Here is a 20567-nt window from a genome sequence, read left to right as displayed (position 1 = left end):
TAAAGCAACTCAAACGACTTAAGGAGCACCCGTGCAACCGGTCCTCTTCCCCGATGACACCTCCTTCTGGTTCGAGACACTGCGGGTGCTCGGAGCCACCCCATACGGCGGCGCCGACATCGGCGAGGTGCTTACCACGGCCCAGGCCATTACCGCGGGCGACTACGACAGCTGGCACGACCAGTGGCTGGCCACCGCGGACCGAATCGCCGTCGAGGCGGAGAAGGCCCATGCTGCAGGGCATCTCGTCAGCGCCCGCGACGGTCTGCTGCGGGCCAGCAACTACTACCGGTCAGCCGACTTCTATTTGCACGGCAACCCTGACGATCCGCGCATCCACCACGCGTACACCCGGGCCCGCGAATGCTTCGCTGGCGCGGCCGCCCTGTTCGATCCGCCCGTGGAGCCGGTCGAGATCCCGTATGAGGACACCGTGTTGCACGGTTACTTCTATCCCGCCCTCCGTCGCGGCGGCGACAGCGGTCCAAGGCCAACGATCATCATGCACAGCGGATTCGACGGCACATGCGAAGAGATGCATTATCTGGGCGCCGCGGCAGGCCAAGAGCGTGGCTACAACGTGGTCACGTTCGACGGGCCGGGCCAGCCGGCCGCGCTGCACTTCGACGGGCTGGTCTTCCGGCACGATTGGGAACACGTCGTCACACCCGTCCTGGACTGGGTACTGAACCGTCCCGGTGTCGACCCCGACCGGGTGGCGCTGCTCGGGGCGTCCATGGGTGGACTGTTGGCGCCGCGGGCGGCCGCCTACGAACCGCGCCTCGCCGCCTGCATCGCCTTCGACGGCGTCTACGACCTGGGTCTGACCGTAACCCGATCCATGCCCGGTCCCCGCGCCGAGGCTGAAGCCGTGCTGCGGGCCGAGTCCGCGCCGCAGGCCGACGCCATGATCGCGCAGCTCATGGCATCCGACCCGAACATCCGCTGGGCTGCGACGCACGGCCAATATGTCATGGGTGTCGACAGCCCCCGGGCGTTCTTCGCCTCCTACCTCGACTACACGCTCGCCGACGGGATCGCCGAGCAGATCACCTGCCCGACCCTGGTCTGCGAAGCGGCCACCGACATCTTCTTCGAGGGCCAACCCCAGCTGCTGTTCGACCACCTCACCTGCCCGAAGACACTGCTCGACTTCACCGAGGCCGAAGGAGCCGGCGCCCACTGTCAGGCTGGCGCAGGGCGTCTGGCCTTCGCGCGAATCTACGACTGGCTCGACGACGTTCTCGCCGGCCACTGAGCGCCGAAACGCGAGAGGATCCGCATGTGACAAGCAAGGTCGAACTCGACCCCCGGATTGATCCCCGGATCAAGGCGTTCCTCGCCGGCATCGACCTGGGGACGGTCCGACCCAACGTCTCCAGTCGCGAGGAACTCCTGGCGCAGGAAAACACCCCGGCAGCGCTGGCCGCCCAAAATCGCGTAAACGCCCTGTTCAACGCGATGGACAGCGAGGACCTCGCACCCTTGAGCGGCCTGAGCGTGCGCACCGAAACCTTCACCTCGTCCCCCGACGGCAACATCGTCAACATCCAGTACATCCGACCGGACGGCGACGAGGTCCTGCCGTGTGTCTATTACATCCACGGCGGCCGGATGCAGTTCAGCTCCTGCTATCTCGGCAACTACAAGACGTGGGGCCGGATGATCGCCGCCCGCGGCGTCGCAGTGGCCATGGTCGACTTCCGCAACGCGGTACACCCGTCCACGGCGCTGGAAGTGGCGCCCTTTCCCGCCGGCCTGAACGACTGCGTCTCCGGTCTGAAGTGGGTCCACGCGCACGCGGCTTCACTCGGCATCGATCCGCACCGCGTCATTGTCGCCGGTGAAAGTGGCGGCGGCAACCTGACTCTCGCGCTCGCGATGTTGCTCAAACAGGATGGCGAACTCGACCTGATCACGGGGCTGTATGCGATGTGCCCGTTCATCGCCGGGCAGTGGCCGCTGCCGCAGAACCCCTCCTCGACCGAGAACGAGGGGATCTTCATCTTCGTGCAGGAAAACCGCAGCACCATGGCCTACGGCATCGACGCGTTCAATCAACGCAACCCGCTCGCCTGGCCCGGTATGGCCACCCCCGACGACGTACGCGGCCTGCCGCCGGTGGTGATCAGTGTCAACGAATGCGATCCGCTGCGCGACGAAGGCATCGGTTTCTACCGCCTGCTGCTCGACAGCGGCGTCGCCGCCCGTGGCCGCCAAGTCATGGGCACCGTCCATGGCACCGAGATCCTGCCAATGCTCTGTCCAGACATCAGCCGCAACACCGCAGCAGACATCGCCGACTTCGCGAGGAGCGTGTCATGAGCTCAACCCCGTTGCCGACGGCTTCGCCAGCGTCACTGGGCTTCTCGCCCGAGCGCCTCGACCGGCTCGACGACGCAATGCGCGCCGAAATCAACGCCGGCCACTACGCCGGCATCAGCGTCACGGTCGCCCGCCACGGCAAGCTCGCGAAGTCCGGGAGCTATGGCTACCAGTCGCTCGAAACCGGTAGGCCCCTTCGTGACGACGCGATCTTCCGCATCGCGTCGATGACTAAACCAATCATCGCCGTCGCCATGATGATTCTCTACGAAGAGGGCAAGTGGCAACTCGACGATCCCGTCACCAAATTCATCCCCGAATTCGCCGATCTGCAAGTGCTGCAGCATGGTTCGTTGGTGCCGCTCGACCGACCCATGACAATGCGTCACCTCATGGCCACCTGCGCGGGCTTCGCGTTCCTCGTCCCGATGGGCAGCACCAACCCAAAATTGGACGAGATGTACCTGGCTGCCGGACTTTTCACGGGCACCAACGAAGACTTCATCGCCAAGATCGCAAGATTGCCGCTGGAAGCACAGCCCGGCACCCTCTTCCGTTACGGGCTGCAACAAGAGGTGCAGGGCGTCATCATCCAACGGATCTCCGGCCAATCACTCGACGTTTTTCTCGAACAGAGAATCTTCGCCCCATTGAGCATGACCGACACCGGCTTTGGCGTCCCGCACGACCAACGCGACCGCATCCCACCCCGGTACGCCCTGGACGAGAACCTGAAGCTCGGGCTCGCCGCCGATCAGTCTCCATTCCCCGTACTGGCCGGCACTCCGGCTGGGGAAAAGCCGAAGTACTTGCTCTCAATTGCCGGGTTGTACTCAACGGCGCAGGACTACCTGCGCTTTGCGCAGCTGCTGGCCAATCGCGGGATACTGGACCGCACAAGGATACTGGCGCCCTCATCGGTGACGCTGATGACCAGCAACTTACTGCCCGACGGCGTGCCGATGCGTTTCCTGCAACCGTTCGCCGGTGTCGGCTACGGCATGGGGGTCGGCATCGTGCTCGACCCCGCGCACGCCGATTTCAACGGCGGCGCGATCGGGGCGGGCAGCTATTACTGGGGCGGGGTGCATGGCACCTGGTTCTGGGTCGACCCGCGCAACGACGTCATCGTCGTCGGCATGGTCCAGCAGGTCGACGCAGGCAATGCCACGACCGGGCGGCCCTACCCGGTTCCCGATATCCGCGGGATAGCGCGGTCCATCATCTACGGAGCGTTGGTAGAGCCCGACGCAGATTCGTGACAGTCCAGGCCAAGGACGCTCGACAAATCGACTCCCTCGGTAGCCCGGATTGACGCCGACCTCGGCCAACCGACCTGCGGTCATTCAGCGAAGATTAGCAAGCCCCCGCGACACGCCGAAGTTTTGTCAAAGTAGCCAGGCGTGCCTTGTCAATCTTCGCTGCATCTCGACACTTAGGTTGATGCGGTGTACACCTCTCGGTTCTCCGACGACTTCTCCCTTTGGTGATTCCTGTCAATCCTCGCTGAATCTTGACAGCAGGCAAGAGTCGCGGCATTCCGGGAGTTGTTCGTCTGCCCGGACGCCATAGTGAGCGCCCGCCAGCCCGACGGAACTGCCAGCACGGCGCCGGATGTGTGCAACCCGGTTAAACCGAGGAGTTGGTCAGCGCGTCGACAGCCGGCATGCTCGAGTAGTCGATCTGGTTGGTCGTGATGGCCGCTGAGAACCCATTGTCGATGAGCAGATTGGTCCCGTTGATGTAACTAGCGGCGTCGGAACCCAAAAATGCGAGCGCATCAGCCACTTCGCCGGGGGCGGCTTTTCGGCCGCCGCTTTGGCTGGTCATCCAATCAAGGATCGAAGCTCCCATGGATGTTTTGAAATCGGCGATCAAGGGGGTGTCGATCAGCCCTGGGCACACACTGTTGATTCGTATGCCCCGCTTGGCAAGTGGCGCAGCCTGCAGGAGGGTGAGGACCTGCGCACACTAGACCGCCGCCAAGATTCTCGGCGAGACCGCCCAGGTGCATCGGTTCCGCTCCATAGACGCCTTCGCTCGACTCAACGGCACCGCACCACGACCCGTGTGGTCATCGAGCAAACAGCGACATCGCCTGTCACGTACCGGGAATCGCACGGTGTGGTCGCTGCGCGTGGTGGTGACCTCGCCGGCCCAGGGCACGATTGTGGTGGACAGGCTTCGTCAAGGCCACCTGCGGCGCTGCGCTCCGGGGAAGGCTCGAGTAACCGTCAAGCTCCGGTGGCGCTGGTATCTGGGGTGTCGAACATGTTGCCGAGGTCGAGTTGACCGGACTGCACCGCGCCGAAGAATCCGCCATCGGTAACCAATGCTTCGCCGTTGATGTAGCTCGATCGGGGGCTGTTAAGGAAGATCAGAGGCCACGCCTGTTCCTCGGCGGTGGAGCGCCGACGGATCGGCCCGACGAAGGCGTCAATGATGTTCTGCCCTGCGAATTCCACGAAATGGGGCAGCATCGCGGTGTCGGTGGGGCCGGGGTTGATGCAGTTGAGCCGGATGCCATCGGTGATCAGCGTGGCGGCCCGGGACGCCACCCAGGCGTTGATCGCCTTCTTTGAAAATGGGTATGCACCGACGGCTCCCATCTCGTCATTGGCCTCGCACCACTGTTTGCCCTCATCGAAGCCGTCGGTGGACACCAGTTCCATCAGTTGCTCCAGCTCCTGTTGCCACCCCATGGCGGCGTTGGAAGCGACCACCGCCATCGCACCGCCGGCAGGAATCTTGGGCACGACCAGGTCCACCAGGTGCCGGGCTCCGACGAAGTTGACCAGCAACACGTCCAGGCCAGAGAACGGCGGCCCAGGCAGGCCAGCGCAGCCGAAATAACCATGGACCGGCCCGTCGATGGACTCGGCTGCCCGCTCGATCGATGTGCGATCACGCAAGTCCACCTCGAGCGTCCGGTCGACCGACGCTTCGGTAGGCCGCACGTCTAGCGCGGTGACCCGTGCCCCCAGCTTGGTCAAGATCGTTGCCGTCGCGGCGCCCATGCCCGACGCGGCGCCGGTAACCACCACATGGCGCCCCGCATATCCCAGTACATCTTCCATGTTTCCTCCAACCAAGTTGACCGCGAAGATGATGACTAACGATAGACGGATATGATAGGTGCAGTGATAGGAACATAATATTCTCCATTTAGGGATACGCTGCTAGCGTCTTCTGACATCGGCACTTCTGCGGCAGTAGGCCCGACTGGACGATGCAGTGGGCGTCAAATTCTTCAGAGTTGGAGGTAATGCGCGGTGAGCGACCGCTGGGATTACGACAACATGTTCATCGACGGCGCTTGGACGGCCGACGACACGGTCGGGGTCATCGAAGTCATAGACCCGGCCACCGAGGAGGCCATCGGCTCGGTCCCGGAAGCGGGCCTCAAAGCCACCCACGCGGCGATCGCAGCCGCCCGCCGGGCGTTCGACGACGGGCCTTGGCCACGGAAGTCGCCGCGGGAACGCGCAGCCGCGCTACGCCGATTCGCCGCAATCCTTGATGAGCGTCACGATTTCCTCAAGACGCTGGTGATGGCCGAGTCAGGGTCGGTCGGCTTCCTCGCCGACATCATCCAGGTGCGCGGCACCATCGACATCGCCGAGTGGATTGCCGAGGCGATGGAACTCGCGGTGTGTTGGACCGAAGTGTCTGCGCCGGCCGGGGGTCCAACCGGGATGGCGGGACACGCGGTCGTCCGGGAGCCGGTTGGTGTGGTGGCCGCGATCACTCCGTTCAACTTCCCGTTCTTCCTCAACATCGTGAAGGTCCTGCCAGCTTTGGCGGCCGGCTGCACCGTGGTGCTCAAACCGCACCAGTGGACGCCCCTGGACGCCTTCGAAATCGCCAAAGCGGCCCAGGATGCCGACCTTCCGCCGGGCGTGCTCAACGTCATCGCGGGTGGCCCGGAGGCCGGCGCGGAGATGACCACCCACCCCCTGGTGGACATGGTCACTTTCACCGGCTCGACCGCCACCGGGCGGGCGATCATGGCGGCCGCAGCCCCTACGGTCAAGCGCCTGCAGCTCGAGCTCGGCGGCAAAAGTGCGTGCATTGTCTTGGACGACGTCCCCGAAGACCATGTAGCCAACATGGGCATCATCAGCTCGATGATTCACGCCGGGCAGGGCTGTGCCATCCAGACCAGGATGCTGCTCCCCGAGCACCTGCTCGACGCGTACGTCGAGGGAGCCAGGAAGTCGGCGGCGTCGCTCAAGGTCGGCGATCCCCGGGAGCCTGAGACGCTGATCGGTCCGTTGATCCGAGAACAGCAGCGAGCCCGAGTCGAGGCGTACGTGCAGGCCGGTCTCGATGAGGGAGCCGAGCTGGTCTTCGGCGGCAAGCGGCCCGCGCACCTGGCCAAGGGGTTCTTCTACGAGCCGACGCTTTTCATCAACGCCCGCAACGACATGCGGATTGCGCAGGAGGAGATTTTCGGCCCGGTCCTCACCGCAATCACCTACAAGACCGAAGACGAAGCAATTCACATCGCCAATGATTCGATTTACGGACTGGGTGGCGGCGTGATCGCCGGTAACACCGCACGCGGCTTCAACGTAGCCCGTCAGATCCGGGCAGGAAACGTCTCGGTGCAGACGGTGGGGTCTCGCACCGTCAACGCCGAGGCGCTGGGCAGCTCCGGTCCTGGCTGGTCGGCCGATCAACCCAACGGGGTGGGCATCACCGGTGTCTTCGGCGGATTCAAGCAGAGCGGCGTCGGCCGGGAGTGGGGCCACCACGGAATCGAGGAGTTCACCGAGCTCAAATCCATCGCATGGAGTTGAGTTGCAAAGACAGTGACCGGCCCGATAGGCAGGCTGCCTACGCTTTAGCATGTTAACCTCGTTCGAGAGCATATTATCGTTTCTTATTGGTAGAACTGTATGGGCGTAATGCAAGCATTTGCTCGGGCAAACCGAGGGCGTTTAGGGGAGACAAGTGGAGGCTCAACGGGGGTCATCTGTCGCCAAACGGACCTGTGGTCTGCCATTGAGCGAGAAGCAGGTTGTTGAGGGCCGTGCATGACTGGGCAGGTGGGAGCGCCTCGTCCCTTCACCTATCAACACGATGGGTTGACGTTGGCCTATGCGGTGGTCGGCGACGGACCTCAGCCGATCTTGTTCGTCCACGGCGCGACCGCCACGGGCGAGTTCGAGTGGGCTGGCCTGGCCGCGGCCCTGGGGCCGGGGTACCGGTGCATCCTGCCCGATCTACGCGGCCATGGCCGATCGGAATTCCGATCGACGGCTACGACGGGGACCGCAGTCCGCTCCGACCTGCGGTATCTCATCGAGTATTTGGACCTGGGACGCCCGCACATCGTGGGTTTCTCCTATGGCGCGGAGATTGCGCTGACGCTGGAATTGGAGAACCCGGGAACGGCCCGATCCTTGATCCTCATTTCTCCCGGGACGGGACGCCCCAGCGACTACCGCGCTCCTCGGCTGGAGCATCTGCACCGCACGTGGCCGTTCGCGCTACGACGCCTGCATGAGGCCGTGCACGGGCCCGAGCACTGGCGCGACCTGGTCACCGCGCTACACGAGGACAGCGTGTCTTGGCCCGAATTGAGCGAGGAGACGTTGGCCGGCGTCGCGTGCCCGATTCTATTGATGGCAGGGGATCGGGACGAACTCACGCGTCAGCAGCAGGGTCGGCGATTCGCGCAAGTCAATCCGCGGGCCCGGTTTGTCGAGATAGCGGGCGCGGCGCATTCCGCTCACCAGAAGTGCCCAGATACGGTCAGGGGAGTTATCGGCGACTTCCTGGCCGAAGTCGACCTTGAGAGAGCGGAGCGTCATGGCGCGGTCAACTGAGGTGAAGGCAAAGAAAAATCACCAGCCGGCGGAGGCGCCCGTACCGAGTTGGCAGCGGGACAGTGTCGATCGCTCGCTGCGCAACGCCCGCGCGCGAGCCCAGGCACGTAGCGATCGCTTCGTGTCGGCGGCGATACAGCTCCTGGGGGAGCGAGACGAAAGCGACTTCACCATCCAGGACGTCGTTGACAAATCCAGCATGTCGCAGCGGACTTTCTACACCTTTTTCGATGGCAAAGACAGCCTGCTGTTGGCGGTGTACGAGACGATCCTGCGGACCACGGCGATGCCGATGATCCGCGAGCGGTGCGACGGCATCACGGATCCCGTGCAGCGGGTGCGGGCCTTGATGGAGGCACTGTCTGAAATCACCGCGATGCCGGCCCGGCTGGCGCGTGGGCTCAGTGTCCTGCACCTGCGGCTGGCCGAGTCCCGCCCCAACGACCTCGCTTACGCCCTGGAACCCTTGCACTCCTTCATAGTTGAGTTGCTCGAAGAAGTTGCCGATGCAGGCTTGCTCCGCGATGACGTGCCGTTAGCCACCCAGGCCGCGCTACTTCAGGAGCTCCTGCTGGCGACGTCGCACTCCGCGGTGTTGTCCGGTGGGCGGACAACCAGTGTCGATGACCTGTGGGCTTTCTGCTCGGCGGCCATCCTCCGCGCGGCAACCTAACAGCCGAGGCGGCACTTCTCAGGTGACCGCGCCACTGACCTTGAGGTCGATCAGTTCGTCGTCCGACTTGCCGAGCGCCCGCAGAATGTCATCGGTGTGCTCGGCGAATTGCGGCGCCCGCTTGAGCTGTACGGGCTTCTCGTCGAACTGCACCGGGTTGGCGACCAGTTCCCGCGGAGCGCCGTCGATGTCGAGTACTTCGGCGATCATTCCGTTGGCTCGCAACGCCGGGTCCTGGCCCACTTCCCACGGATCCTGCGCGATGGCCCACTGGCCTTCCATGCCGGCGAACCGGGAGACCCACTCGGCCAGCGGCCGCGCGGCGAGCACCTCTTGCACGATCTCGGCCGCTACCAGCGTATTGCCCATGAGTGCCTCGGTGCTAGCGAATCGCTCGTCATGGATGAGGTCCTCGCGGTCGATGTGCCGACAGAACTCGGGCCAATAGCGCCCGGGTTGGAGCATGGCCAGCACGAGCCAACGGTTGTCGGCGGTTCGGTAGTTGCCCACCAGCGGGTTCGTCGGCGCCGTGTTGCCGGGTGCGCGGGGCGCCGGTGGGCCGCCCTCGAGAAGCGCCAAACCTACGGAGAGAGCGCTGGCCCAGGCACCCACGCCCAGCAGTGAGACGTCGACAACCGACGTTTCGCCGGTGCGTTCGCGCGCTAGGAGCGCCGCGGCGATGCCTCCGGCGATGGTCATTCCGCCCAACGAATCACCGTAGGCACCGGCAGGCATCTTGGGAATGCCATCGAACTCTGCAGGCGCGGCCCCCACCGCGCCACCGGCCCGAGCCCAGAAGGCGGTGCTGTCGTAGCCGCCCTTCTCGCTGTCAGGGCCGTTGGCGCCGAAACCGGATCCGCGGACGTAGATGATGTCCGGGTTGATCTTGCGGACATCGTCGAGTTCGATGCCCAGCCGCCGTCGCGCGGCGGGCAGGAAGTTCGTCAAGAACACGTCACTGGTGCGGATCAGCTCGTGCAGGACCTGCAGCGCTTGGGGCTGCTCCAGCGCGAGGCCGATGCTGCGCTTGCCCCGATTAGGGTGTTCCATCAAGGGTGCGAACGACCCGCTGCCGACCGCCATGCCCATCACGGCGCTCAGGCCGCGCTGGGCATCACCCTTTTCTGCGTGCTCGACCTTGATGACGTCGGCACCCCAGTCGGCCAAGACCGCACCCGCGGACGGGACGAAGGTGAACTGTGCCACCTCCAGTACCCGGACGCCGTCCATCGGTCGAATCACTTTGTCTCCTTTGCGGTTTCGGCTTCATCCTGGGGAGGGGCTCAGCTGCTGGCCGGACGGACGTGGATCACGTCCATCATCACTTCGCGGGGCCTGGTGATGACGTCGTGCAACACGTCGGCGACGATGGCCGAGGTGAGGAGGTGGGTACCACTCATCCGGGTGAGGTAGCCGTCGGCTTCCCACAGCGGCCAGGCCTTTTCGAGGTCGCCCGGCCCGAAGTTCTCGTGGATTCCGGTATCTCCGACCGCGCCGAGTACGACCAGGGTCACCCGGATGCCGTCTCGGCGTAGCTCCTTGCTCATGGCTCCAGTGAAACCGTTGAGGCCACGTTTGGTGGCGGCGTAAAGGGTCATCATCGGCATGTCGTCGAGCGTGATCTCCGAGGAGATGTTCATGATGTCGCCGCCGCCGGCCGCGCGCAGTAGCGGAATGGCAGAACGCGTCGTGTAGATGGGTGCCACCAGGTTGGTGTTGACGGTCACGGCGATATCTTCGTCGCTGGCTTCTTCGATCAGCCGGATCCGGCTGGCACCCGCGGAATTGATCAGGACGTCGATACGGCCGAACTGCGTCGCGATCTGTTCGAAGGCGGCCTGCACATCGTGGCTGTTGGTGATGTCGGTGACGATCGGAACGGCACTGGGCCCGATTATCTCGACGACCTCGTCGAGCAGCAATTTACGGCGGGCCAGCAGCACGACCGTCGCGCCGTCCTGCGCGAGGCGAATGGCGGTGGCCCGGCCGACGCCCATCGATGAGCCGGCAATCACGGCGACTCGGCCCTCCATGCTCTGCGACATCACGCTCCTCATGCTGGCCGGTTGCCGCGCTATCGAAATACGCGGATCAGGGTGCATCGAGCATGCACTTGTTCCTTGCATGCAATGCACATATGGTTCTACCATGACGCGTACGTGATAGTCATCACCTGGCCCGGAACTCGCGTCCGGCAAAATGCAGAAGGAGTCGGTTGTGGTCACAGGTGTCACCGGCAAAGAGGCGAAGGACTGGGCGTCGGAGCACCTGTGGGGCAATTGCAGCTCGCTCTACACTCCGTTCTGCGGTCTCGACGGCGACGAAATCGACTACGGGGCACTGCGCGCGCTGGTGCGGCATTGCCTGGTCGACCTGGACCAGGACGGTATTTGGCTGACCGGCGGTATCGCCGAATTCTGGTCACTGACCACCGACGAACTCAAAGAAGTAGTCCGGGTCGCGATCGAGGAGGCTCGACGGGTCAAACCCGGCGCGCTGGTGCAGGTGATGTCGAGTACCGACACTGCCAAGCAGGCCGTCGAGCTCACGCTGAACGCCCAAGAGCTGGGCGCCGACATCTGCTACATCCTGACGCCGTATTTCGAGTGCTCGGGGAAGCCCGGGGTGCTCGAATATCTGCGCTATGTCGCTGATCGCACCGATATGCCGCTGGGCTTTTTCAACTCTCACTCGACAGGGCTGGTGTTAACCCCCGAGGAATGTGTCGAGCTCTACCGTGAGATCCCCGCTCTCTGCGGACTGAAGAACGGGCTGCTCGATGCGGAGCACAGCCTTGCGATTCACAAGCTGGCCCCGGAGATGGTGTTGTGGGAAGCGGCCGATGAGGCCGGGATCCGGTTAGGGATACCCCACCCCGGAGCGCTGGGTTCGGCGCTCTACCTCTACGAGAAGCCGGGTGCACTGCTGTTCAGCGAGTGGCGCGCACTGCTGATGCTAGGCGATTTCGAGCGTGCCGATACCTTCGCGGCCGAGACCGGTCTGACCGCCATGCGCGAGGCGAGCCGCCGCTATCAGTCCCATCCCGCCCGCCCCGGAATGTTCACGCATTGGGGAGCCGGGTTCAAATTCGGCGCTTCGTTGCTCGGCCTCCCCGTCGGTGACCACCCTGCCCGGCCGCCGCAAACCGCGTTCCCCGACGACCTGAGGCAGCCGATCCGTGAGGCCTATGTCGCCTCTGGGTTCATCGAGTCCTGAGAACGGAGAGCTGCAGTGGAGGTGCGCGAATTTCGCGCCGGCGTGCGGGCCTGGATCGACGAGGTCGGAGAGCCGTTGGTCCCCGCGATCGAAGACCAAAGTGTTGACGCCCAGCTGCACCACCAACGTCAAGTGCAGCGACTGCTGTTCGACGCCGGCTGGATGCGCTGGGGCTGGCCGACCCGGATCGGTGGCCTGGGGGGCTCGCCGATGCTGCGCGCCGTCCTGGGCGAGGAGCTCACCAGCCGAGCGCTGGTGCACACCACGTCCTGGTCGATGCACGAAGTGCTCGGGCCGGCGGTGGCCGAGTTCGGCCGGCCCGACCTGGTCGAGGAGATCTTCCCGCGGCTATTGCGGGGCGACGAATTCTGGTGTCAGGGGTTCTCCGAGCCCGACGCGGGCAGCGACCTGGGATCGATGCGGACCACCGCGCGCACGAGCGGTGCCGGCTGGATCATCAACGGCGAGAAGCTGTGGACCAGCTGGGCTCATCACGCCACGCGGTGCATTGTGTTGGCCAGGACCGGTGGCGCCGGGTCTCGGGGTATCAGCGCTTTTCTGGTGGATATGGACACACCGGGCGTGACCGCGAGCCCGCTGGAGACGATGGCCGGTGTCGACGAATTCTGCTCGACGTCGTTCGTCGACGTCGAAGTCCCCGCGCAGCGTCTGCTCGGTGAGCTCGACGCCGGCTGGCGGGTCGCACAGTTCATTTTGTCCTGTGAACGCGGCCCGATTTTCTGGCAGCGCGGCGCCTGGCTCTCCCACCACCTCGGTCTGCTCCTTGACGCCACACCCGACGGTGAGTCCACGTCGACCCTTGGCGAGGCCTACCAGCTGTTGTGGGCTTTTCGCGCCACCTCGAAGAACACACAGGACCGCATCGCTGCGGGTGATATGCCAGGACCGGAAGCCTCGGTGGACAAGATCATGATCGCTGCCGCTGATCAGGCCGTGTTCGACGCGGCGCGCGAGCTCCTGCGCGGCGAGATGGAAACCGATGACACCGCGCGTAGCCGGGCGTGGCGCCGCGAGTGGGCGTACTCGCGCGCTGCCACCATCTACGGGGGCACCAGTGAAATACAGAAAGATATCGTGGCTACGCGGCTGCTCGGATTGCCGAGAAGCGCGTGATGCGGCCTCACACCATCGATGCCGCCGAGCGGGAACTGATGGCGACGACCATCCGTGGACTGGCGGAGGAACTCGACGGGACCGAGCTTGCGCAGGCACTCGATGCGTTCGGGTTCGCCGACTTGCTCGCCGAGGCGCCCCGGGATGCGGTGTCGGCGCTGTTCACCGCGCTCGGTGGCGCCGGATCGATGTCGACGTCGCTGCAGGATGTGCTGCTGCGACCGTTGGCCGAACATCTGCCGGCCGCGGCGACGGCATACAACGTTGTCCTACCCGGCATCGGCGCCGATCTGGTCGGCGCGGCTGACGGCGAACTGCTGGCGGTGCGCGGCCTGGTCATCGGAGCGCGGCCGGTGTTGAGGTATCTGGCGCCGATCGCGATCCGCGGTGAGCTGGTCTGGATTGACCTGCAGGAGTCGTCGGGGGTCTCGACGCGGCGGATCGATGGTCTTGATCCGGCATTGCAGATGATCGAAGTCAGCGGCGTTGACGTGCTGTCCGAGGTGGTCCTGGCTGGGAAACAGGCCGTTGCAGCCTGGGATGCAGTGGCGACGGCAGGCCGGGTGGCGCTGGGCTACCAGATCATCGGGGCGGTCGGGCGGATGATCGACCTTGCCGTCGACCACGCCTGCAGCAGAGTGCAATTCGGCCGGCCTATCGGCTCCTTTCAGGCGGTAAGCACCCGGCTGGCCGACGCACACGTCGCTCGTGCGGGCGCCGCCGCGGCCCTCGCGTCGGCCTGGGATGCCGATGATGCCGTTTTAGCGGGTCTGCTGGCGAAGTCGTTGGCGGGGCGTGCGGCCCGCATCGCCGCCACCCAGTGCCAGCAAGTCCTGGCCGGCATCGGCTTCACTGCCGAGCATCCCTTCCACCGCTTCTTGGCCCGTGCGCTGGTGCTGGATTCGGTGCTGGGCTCGGCCAGCGAACTGCCCTCGGTGATCGGTGCCCGTTTGATTTCGGCCGGGACGATTCCCCGGTTGGTAGAGCTGTGAGCGGCGGCGATCCGTCGTGCACGGAAACACATCCGGCCGTCATCGTCGACCGTCTCGGGTCGGTGGCGTGCGTGACGTTGTCCCGGCCGGAAAAGGCCAACGCCCTGGACGCCGAGATCACCGATGCACTGCTCGGGGCCGTCCTAGCGCTGCGTGATGACTCAGACGTGCGCGCGATGGTGCTGACCGGCGAGGGCAGCGCATTCAGCGCCGGCGGGGACTTCAAGACCATCCGTGCCATGCGCGATGACCGCTCTCTGCGCGACACCGTGCTCGCCGCCCACCAAGAGCTGTTCTGGGCAATGACGCGCCTGCCGTTTCCCACCGTCGCCGCCGTCAACGGCGCTGCAGTCGGTGCCGGCGTCACGGTGGCGCTGCTGTGCGACCTGGTCGTGATGGCCGAAGACTCCTTCCTCAGTGATCCGCGGGTTTCGCTAGGGCTGCTCGACGGCGCCGGCGGGTTGCTGCTGTGGCCGTTGCTCACGAGCCTGTCCGCCGCCAAGGAACATCTGCTCCTGGGCGACCGGGTCAGCGGCGCCGAAGCACATCGCCTGGGGCTGGCGAACCGGGCGGTACCCGCAACCGACGTGCTGCAGGAGGCGTTGCGGCTGGCCGATCGCCTCGCCGCGCTCCCGCCGCAGGCCGTCCGGCAGACGCGCCAGCTGCTGAATTTCCACATCGACCGGGTTGCCGCGTTACTGCCACATTGCGCCCGCGCGGAAAGCGAGTGCTTTGACACCGAGGAGCATCGCGTGCTGCTCGAGCGGCTGAGCGCACGCGCGGCAGCCAAGAACGCGAGGATCCCGTAATGGCTCGCGTCGCATTGGTCACGGGCGGCACCCGGGGGATAGGTCGTGCCATCACCGACCGGCTGACGCATGCCGGTGTCGCGGTGGCCGCGGCGTACGCCCGCGACGACGTCGCCGCACACGCCGTGCGCGAGGAGGCTTCGCGGTGCGGGGCCACGGTGAGTCTGCATCAGGCCGATGTCGGGGAGCCGACATGCTGCCAGCGGCTGGTTGCCGACGTTCTCGAGCAGCACGGCCGGCTGGACTACTTGGTCAACAACGCCGGGATGGTCAACGAGCAACGGCTCAGCGAGGTCAGCTCCGAGGACTGGCAACGCCAGCTCGCGGTCAACCTGTCTGCGGCGTTTTTCCTCAGCCAGGCCGCGCTGGCGCACATGACCCAGCAGCGTTTCGGGCGAGTGGTCAACATCGGCTCGGTCACGGCACTGCTGGGCAGCCCGGTGCAGATCGCCTACGGCGCTGCCAAGGGCGGCATCGTCGGGCTGACCAGATCGTGTGCTCGGGCGGTCGCGCGCAAGGGCATCACCGTGAATTGCGTGATACCCGGCAGCTTCGACACCGATCTGTCGGCCGAGCTGGCATACACCGACCGGGATGCGGTGACGTCGATGATCCCGGTCGGGCGCTGGGGCCGTCCCGAGGAGCTGGCGCACGCCGTCGCGTTTCTGCTCGACGACCTCGCCTCCTATGTCACCGGCGCCGTCCTGACCGTCGACGGCGGAATGAGCATGGGTGGATAAGGTGAACCGAACTCGACTCACCGCGAGTGACATCGTGGCGCCGCCGGTGGCCCCGGGCCGCCTCGCCGAATACCGCCGCTTCGGCTACATCAGCGACCAGACGATTTCTGCGTCGGTCGTCCGCGCCGCCCGTCAGTGGGGCTCACAGCCGGCCCTCGCCGAAGGCGGCCATCAGCTGACTTACCAGGAGCTGCTCGAGGTGGTGGAACGTGCTGCCGCGTGGCTGACCGGGGCGGGCATCGGGTCTGGCGACGTCGTCTGCTGGCAGACGCCGAACTGGTGGGAAGCTCACGTGCTGGGCCTGGCGGTCTGGCATGCCGGGGCGGTGAGCTGCCCGGTCGCCCCGTTCTACCGGGAACACGAGCTGCGCCAGGTCATCGAGCAGGTGCGGCCGGCCGCTGTGGTGACCGCCGAGGCGTTTCGTGGATTCGCCCACGCCGACGCGTTCGACGACCTCCTTGCGGCAACCGGTCTCGGCGACGTTGCCCGCATCGTGCTGCGGGGGACCCGGCCGGGCTGGGCGCCGTTCGACGCGGTCGTCTCGCACGGGCGCCGCCAGAAATCCGCCACGGTCGGACCCGATGATCCGTGCCTGATCCTCTTCACTTCGGGCACGACGTCGGGTGCTAAGGCCGCGGTGCACTCGTCGCGCACGTTGCTGGCCGAAACCCGCCAGCTCGTTGATGCGTGGGGCCTGTCCTGGGAGGACGTCGCCTACATGGCCGCCCCGCTGCAGCACATCACCGGCGTGCTCAACGCAATGACCATCCCGTTGCTGGTCGGCGCCTCCGCGGTGCTGGCCGACCGTTGGGAACCTGACGTCGCGGTGGCCGACATCATGCGCCACCGGGTGACGTATTCGGCCGGGGCAACGGTTTTCCTGCAGGAATTGACCGACGCCGCTCGCGCCGCCCGCGTGCACCTGCCGCTGCGGATTTTCGCCTGCGGCGGGGCGGCGGTGCCGCGCGCGGTCATGGAACACAGTGAAGAGCAGGGGATTCCGGCCGCCCGGGTGTACGGCATGACCGAACTTCCGACCGTGACGGTGATGAACCGCGCGTATCCGTTCGACCTGCGCGCGGGGACCGACGGCGCGATCGCCCCGGGGGTGCAGGTCCGGGTCGTCGGGACGGACGGCGAGCCGCTGGCCGCAGGCTGCCCGGGCGAACTGCTGGTGCGCGGGCCCGAGCAGATGCTCGGCTACCTCGATCCTGACGCCAACCGGGCGGCCCTCGACGACGCGGGATGGTTCAGCACCGGGGATGTCGGTCTCGTCGACGGCGCCGGCTTCGTCACCATCACCGGGCGGGTCAAAGACGTGATCAACCGCGGCGGCGAGAAGTTCTCGGCCCGCGACATCGAAGACCTGCTCGTCAAACACCCGGCGGTGCGCCACGCCGCCGTGGTACCCGGACCCGACGCAAGGTTCGGCGAAGTGCCCGTGGCGTTCGTCGTGTTCGACCACCCAGGCCAGGTGACAGCCGAAGACCTGTGCCGTTATCTGCACGCCACCGGACTGGCCCGCCAAAAGACCCCCGTCGCTTGGCATTTCGTCGACGCCTTGCCGACGACCTCTTCGGGGAAGGTCAAGAAGTTCGAGCTGATCGCAACCACGAGCACCGAGGAAAGGCTGGGATGAATCTCGATCAATTTCGCGCCATGCTCACCCTCTGCGACGGCATCGAGGGCCGCACCGTGTTGCCGGTGCCGGATCCGAGCGCAGAGCGGATCTTCGGCGGACAAACTATGGCACAGCTCATCGTTGCCGCCGCACCACCGGGATCGGCCAAAGCGGTGAAGTCACTGCAGATCGCGTTCCCGCGCGCCGGACGCGCCGCCGGCCCGTTGCACCTGGACCTCGAACAAACCCACGACGGTCGGTCATTGGGCCATCGGCGTGCGGTGGCGTGGGCCAGCCAGCGCGATGCCGACGTCAGCGTCCAAACCGGTGTCGTGACCCATTCGGTCTGGTTTCACCAACCGTTGGACGTCGCGCGGTGGCTGCGGGGCAGATCCATGGCGTGCGATTGGCTGGTGGCCGCGGCTTCGGCACCGGAGACGTCTACACCGAATCCGGAACTCATGTCGCATCGTTCGCGCAGGAAAGCGTCGTGCGGACCCCACCGAAAGGAATGCAGCCATGACAGCTCAACACTTCGTCCGCTATGAGGTCGATGACCGGGTCGCGGTGATCACCCTGGACCGCCCCGAGGCCGCCAATGCCCAAACCCCGGGAATCCTCAAGGATCTCGACGAAGCTTGGCGGCGTGCCGACGGGGAACCCGAGGTTCGGGTCATCGTTTTCCAGACCACCGGTAAGCACTTCTCCGCCGGGCACGACATGTCGGGCACCGATCCATCCGCCGATGGGCGCAACCTGAGTCCGCAGCGCACCGACGGCAAGCTGCTCGCGGACACCTACTACGACTGGGAGACCCGCGGCTACCTCGAGTACGCGACGCGCTGGCGCGACATCCCCAAGCCCTCCATCGCCGCGGTGCAGGGCAAGTGCATTGCGGCCGGATTGATGCTCTGCTGGCCGTGCGATCTCATCGTCGCCGCGGATAACGCGCAGTTCTCCGACCCGGTCGGTCTGCTGGGCATCATGGGCGTCGAATACCACGCTCACACTTGGGAACTCGGTCCCCGCAAAGCCAAGGAAATGCTGTTCACCGCCGGTTCGGTGACGGCCGAAGAGGCGCTGCGCTGCGGGATGGTCAACCACGTCGTACCGCTGGAGGACTTGCGTTCCGCCACAATGGATCTCGCTCATCGCGTCGCTCAGACCGATCCGTGGGCCCTGCGACTGGCCAAGCGGGCGGTCAATCAGACTATGGACACCATGGGCTTCTCGACGGCGATCGCCTCATGTTTTGACATGCATCATCTCGGCCACACCCGGGCGCTGGCCGCGACTAACGGGCAGACCGTCGTGATGGCCGACCTGGAACGGATGAAGGCCGCGGGCCGCAGCAAGTGAGCCGATGTCAGTCGTACGTCAGTGCGCCCGAAGTTCGCCTTCTCACCGGGCAGGATCCCACAGCCCCAAGTGGATTCGGGCTCATGCCGACGGATTGGTCGCCATCCTGCTGCCAGGATCGGCCGCCGGCTGACGCGTGCGTCGTCTAGGCGGGCCCGGAGTCGGCACGCCGACCGTAACCAGCCGGGCCTGGTCGAAGCAAATACGCTTTACTTGTTCGCGCGAACAGATAATACGTATGTTGGACTCATGGCAGCTGTTAAGACGGGCGGGAAGCGAGCACGAAGTACGAAGGCCGACAAGGTGACCGCGCTTAGCGTGGGTGAAATCAAGGTGATTCGCGCGCTGCACCCCGGTTTTGTGACCATGATGAAGCAACTCGATGCTGACCTGCAGCGCGAGCATCGCATGTCGCACGCCGAATTCGTCGCGTTGATGTTTTTGTCCGAGGCTTCCGACCGTACGTTAGGGCTCAGCGAACTGGCTCGGCAATGCCAGCAGTCGTTGAGCGCGATCAGCCGTACCGTCGGGCGGATGGAGGCCGAGGGGTTGGTTCGCCGTGAGCAGTCATCCCGGGATGCGCGCGCTTGTAACGCAGTACTTACCGAGGCCGGACTAAGCCGATTGGAGCAAGCCGTCCCCACCCACGTTGTCAGCCTGCGCCGCCACCTATTCGACCACCTCGACGGAGTGGACCTCAAAGCCATCGGCGATGCCTTCGAACGCATCGCGGCCGCCGCTAGCGGAGACCCTCACGGAGTTCCCGGTCAACCATCACCAGACACCCCGGTGGGGCGATACATCTCGACCTGAATGATCGTCGGAGTCGAGACTGCTGGCCGGGCCGCTGCGTCCGGCCTGCTTCCACGCCGCGCCCGCTTCGTCGTCTGTGAGCGATGCCACCGATCGCCTCCGTCATCGACCTTGTTTGTTTGCGCTAGCAAGCATAAACTTGCTAGCGCAAGCAAAGTAACCTAGAAGGAGGGTCAACTATGACCGCAGCCCCCGTGGCCGAAAGGCGTGGCAACCGTCGTTTCGACGACGACATCCGGAACTTCACGGCGTCCCCAACGCTGGCCGTCAATCTGCAACGCGTGCTCGTTGACCTCATTGAGCTGAACCTCCAAGGTAAGCAAGCGCATTGGAACGTCATTGGCTCAAACTTCCGCGACCTGCACCTGCAGCTCGACGAGCTCGTTGACGCCGCTCGTGAGGCCAGCGACACCATCGCCGAGCGGATGCGGGCCCTCGACGCCGTTCCAGACGGACGGTCCGACACGGTCGCGGCGACGACGAGCCTGCCGCAGTTCCCGGCCAACGAGGTCGCCACCGGCGAGGTCGTCGATCTGGTGACCGCACGGACGTACGCTACCGTCGACACCATCCGTAACGTGCACGACGCAGTCGACGCCGACGACCCCAGCACGAGCGATCTGCTTCACGAGATCGTCGACTCACTGGAGAAGCTCGCCTGGATGATCAAGTCCGAAAACCGCAAGCTTTAAACTCGACGTGCCGAGCCTGGCGTCAACTGGACCAGAAATCGGAGTGGCGCCCGGGCGGGTTGCTTCAGGGAAGTCACAGAAGCGCTGGACCTAAGAGCCACAACGCATTATCCGGTAGCGAGTGCCCGCCACCGCCAGGTGTCGTTGGCAGGCTGGCGGGCTTGGTCGATCGACGCCGGCTGGGGCGTGTCGAACGGGCTTCTGTCAGGTCGACGAACTCGGCGTCGATAGCGGCACTCTTGACGGCGTCAATGCCCTTCTCCTTGCGGTTGGTTGGCTACAAAACACTGAACCCGCCTAGCGGCATCGTTCGGCTTGACTCCCATATCCACCAACCTCAGAGCTATTTCGTCCGGGGG

Annotated in this window: 21 protein-coding genes; 17 read left to right on the top strand and 4 right to left on the bottom strand. The window is 65.2% G+C overall.

The window, feature by feature from the left end; genetic code table 11:
* Window positions 1–31: 31 nt before the first annotated feature.
* Genes B8W69_RS03560 through B8W69_RS03550 form a run of 3 tightly spaced genes read left to right on the top strand, consistent with a single transcriptional unit; the run spans window position 32 to window position 3587 of the window.
* Window positions 32–1258: an alpha/beta hydrolase family protein gene (locus tag B8W69_RS03560; RefSeq protein ID WP_085288610.1), complete on the top strand. Its 1227-nt coding sequence runs from the start codon at window positions 32–34 to the stop codon at window positions 1256–1258.
* A 26-nt stretch (window positions 1259–1284) separates the two neighbouring features.
* Window positions 1285–2325, top strand: a complete 1041-nt coding sequence (locus tag B8W69_RS03555) for an alpha/beta hydrolase (protein ID WP_085288609.1) — start codon at window positions 1285–1287, stop codon at window positions 2323–2325.
* Between the two features lie 11 nt (window positions 2326–2336).
* A complete protein-coding gene (locus B8W69_RS03550) occupies window positions 2337–3587 on the top strand; it encodes a serine hydrolase domain-containing protein (RefSeq protein ID WP_165762543.1) in 1251 nt (416 codons plus the stop codon).
* A gap of 367 nt (window positions 3588–3954) precedes the next feature.
* On the opposite strand, the gene B8W69_RS03545 is transcribed toward B8W69_RS03550, so the two are convergent.
* Window positions 3955–4275: an SDR family oxidoreductase gene (locus B8W69_RS03545; RefSeq protein WP_085288607.1), complete on the bottom strand. Its 321-nt coding sequence runs from the start codon at window positions 4273–4275 to the stop codon at window positions 3955–3957.
* Window positions 4276–4312: 37 nt separating this feature from the next.
* On the opposite strand from B8W69_RS03545, the gene B8W69_RS31200 reads away from it, so the two are divergent.
* Entirely contained in the window at window positions 4313–4654 is a 342-nt protein-coding gene (locus tag B8W69_RS31200; RefSeq protein ID WP_281255204.1) for a transposase, read from the top strand.
* On the opposite strand, the gene B8W69_RS03535 is transcribed toward B8W69_RS31200, so the two are convergent.
* Entirely contained in the window at window positions 4560–5402 is an 843-nt protein-coding gene (locus B8W69_RS03535) for a coniferyl-alcohol dehydrogenase (RefSeq protein WP_085288606.1), read from the bottom strand. The genes B8W69_RS31200 and B8W69_RS03535 overlap by 95 nt on opposite strands.
* A gap of 195 nt (window positions 5403–5597) precedes the next feature.
* On the opposite strand from B8W69_RS03535, the gene B8W69_RS03530 reads away from it, so the two are divergent.
* From B8W69_RS03530 to B8W69_RS03520, 3 genes are all read left to right on the top strand, one after another.
* Window positions 5598–7127, top strand: coding sequence for an aldehyde dehydrogenase family protein (locus B8W69_RS03530; RefSeq protein WP_085288605.1), 1530 nt, complete (start codon window positions 5598–5600; stop codon window positions 7125–7127).
* A gap of 237 nt (window positions 7128–7364) precedes the next feature.
* A complete protein-coding gene (locus B8W69_RS03525) occupies window positions 7365–8159 on the top strand; it encodes an alpha/beta fold hydrolase (protein WP_085288604.1) in 795 nt (264 codons plus the stop codon).
* A 121-nt stretch (window positions 8160–8280) separates the two neighbouring features.
* A complete protein-coding gene (locus B8W69_RS03520) occupies window positions 8281–8832 on the top strand; it encodes a TetR/AcrR family transcriptional regulator (RefSeq protein ID WP_014379487.1) in 552 nt (183 codons plus the stop codon).
* Window positions 8833–8850: 18 nt separating this feature from the next.
* Here B8W69_RS03520 and B8W69_RS03515 read toward each other — a convergent pair whose 3' ends face one another.
* Window positions 8851–10062 carry a CaiB/BaiF CoA transferase family protein gene (locus B8W69_RS03515; RefSeq protein ID WP_014379488.1) on the bottom strand — a complete coding sequence of 404 codons (1212 nt, stop codon included), beginning with the start codon at window positions 10060–10062 and terminating at the stop codon, window positions 8851–8853.
* 53 nt (window positions 10063–10115) lie between these two features.
* Entirely contained in the window at window positions 10116–10877 is a 762-nt protein-coding gene (locus B8W69_RS03510; protein ID WP_036396688.1) for an SDR family oxidoreductase, read from the bottom strand.
* 172 nt (window positions 10878–11049) lie between these two features.
* On the opposite strand from B8W69_RS03510, the gene B8W69_RS03505 reads away from it, so the two are divergent.
* The 10 genes from B8W69_RS03505 (at window position 11050) to B8W69_RS03460 (ending at window position 20208) form a co-directional block, all read left to right on the top strand.
* On the top strand, window positions 11050–12048 hold the full coding sequence (locus tag B8W69_RS03505; protein ID WP_036396691.1) for a dihydrodipicolinate synthase family protein: 999 nt from the start codon (window positions 11050–11052) through the stop codon (window positions 12046–12048).
* Between the two features lie 15 nt (window positions 12049–12063).
* On the top strand, window positions 12064–13182 hold the full coding sequence (locus B8W69_RS03500) for an acyl-CoA dehydrogenase family protein (protein ID WP_009953200.1): 1119 nt from the start codon (window positions 12064–12066) through the stop codon (window positions 13180–13182).
* Window positions 13182–14174 (top strand): acyl-CoA dehydrogenase family protein, encoded by a 993-nt coding sequence (locus tag B8W69_RS03495; RefSeq protein WP_009953201.1) that lies wholly within the window; start codon window positions 13182–13184, stop codon window positions 14172–14174. The genes B8W69_RS03500 and B8W69_RS03495 overlap by 1 nt, the downstream gene beginning before the upstream one ends.
* On the top strand, window positions 14171–14983 hold the full coding sequence (locus B8W69_RS03490) for an enoyl-CoA hydratase/isomerase family protein (protein WP_085288602.1): 813 nt from the start codon (window positions 14171–14173) through the stop codon (window positions 14981–14983). The genes B8W69_RS03495 and B8W69_RS03490 overlap by 4 nt, the downstream gene beginning before the upstream one ends.
* On the top strand, window positions 14983–15723 hold the full coding sequence (locus B8W69_RS03485) for an SDR family NAD(P)-dependent oxidoreductase (RefSeq protein ID WP_009953203.1): 741 nt from the start codon (window positions 14983–14985) through the stop codon (window positions 15721–15723). Before B8W69_RS03490 ends, B8W69_RS03485 begins: the two co-directional genes overlap by 1 nt.
* A complete protein-coding gene (locus B8W69_RS03480) occupies window positions 15716–17362 on the top strand; it encodes an AMP-binding protein (protein WP_085288601.1) in 1647 nt (548 codons plus the stop codon). Before B8W69_RS03485 ends, B8W69_RS03480 begins: the two co-directional genes overlap by 8 nt.
* Window positions 17359–17892, top strand: coding sequence for an acyl-CoA thioesterase domain-containing protein (locus B8W69_RS03475; RefSeq protein ID WP_085288600.1), 534 nt, complete (start codon window positions 17359–17361; stop codon window positions 17890–17892). The genes B8W69_RS03480 and B8W69_RS03475 overlap by 4 nt, the downstream gene beginning before the upstream one ends.
* Window positions 17864–18703 (top strand): enoyl-CoA hydratase, encoded by an 840-nt coding sequence (locus B8W69_RS03470; RefSeq protein WP_085288599.1) that lies wholly within the window; start codon window positions 17864–17866, stop codon window positions 18701–18703. Before B8W69_RS03475 ends, B8W69_RS03470 begins: the two co-directional genes overlap by 29 nt.
* 318 nt (window positions 18704–19021) lie before the next feature.
* Window positions 19022–19516, top strand: coding sequence for a MarR family winged helix-turn-helix transcriptional regulator (locus B8W69_RS03465; RefSeq protein ID WP_014379492.1), 495 nt, complete (start codon window positions 19022–19024; stop codon window positions 19514–19516).
* A 179-nt stretch (window positions 19517–19695) separates the two neighbouring features.
* Window positions 19696–20208 carry a Dps family protein gene (locus B8W69_RS03460; protein WP_044059204.1) on the top strand — a complete coding sequence of 171 codons (513 nt, stop codon included), beginning with the start codon at window positions 19696–19698 and terminating at the stop codon, window positions 20206–20208.
* Window positions 20209–20567 lie beyond the last annotated feature (359 nt).

Origin of the sequence: Mycolicibacterium vulneris, assembly GCF_002104765.1 — a bacterium.
In the GTDB taxonomy this organism is placed as follows: domain Bacteria; phylum Actinomycetota; class Actinomycetes; order Mycobacteriales; family Mycobacteriaceae; genus Mycobacterium; species Mycobacterium vulneris.
Note: the sequence above shows the minus strand (reverse complement) of the source record. Positions and strands in the feature narration are given on the sequence as shown.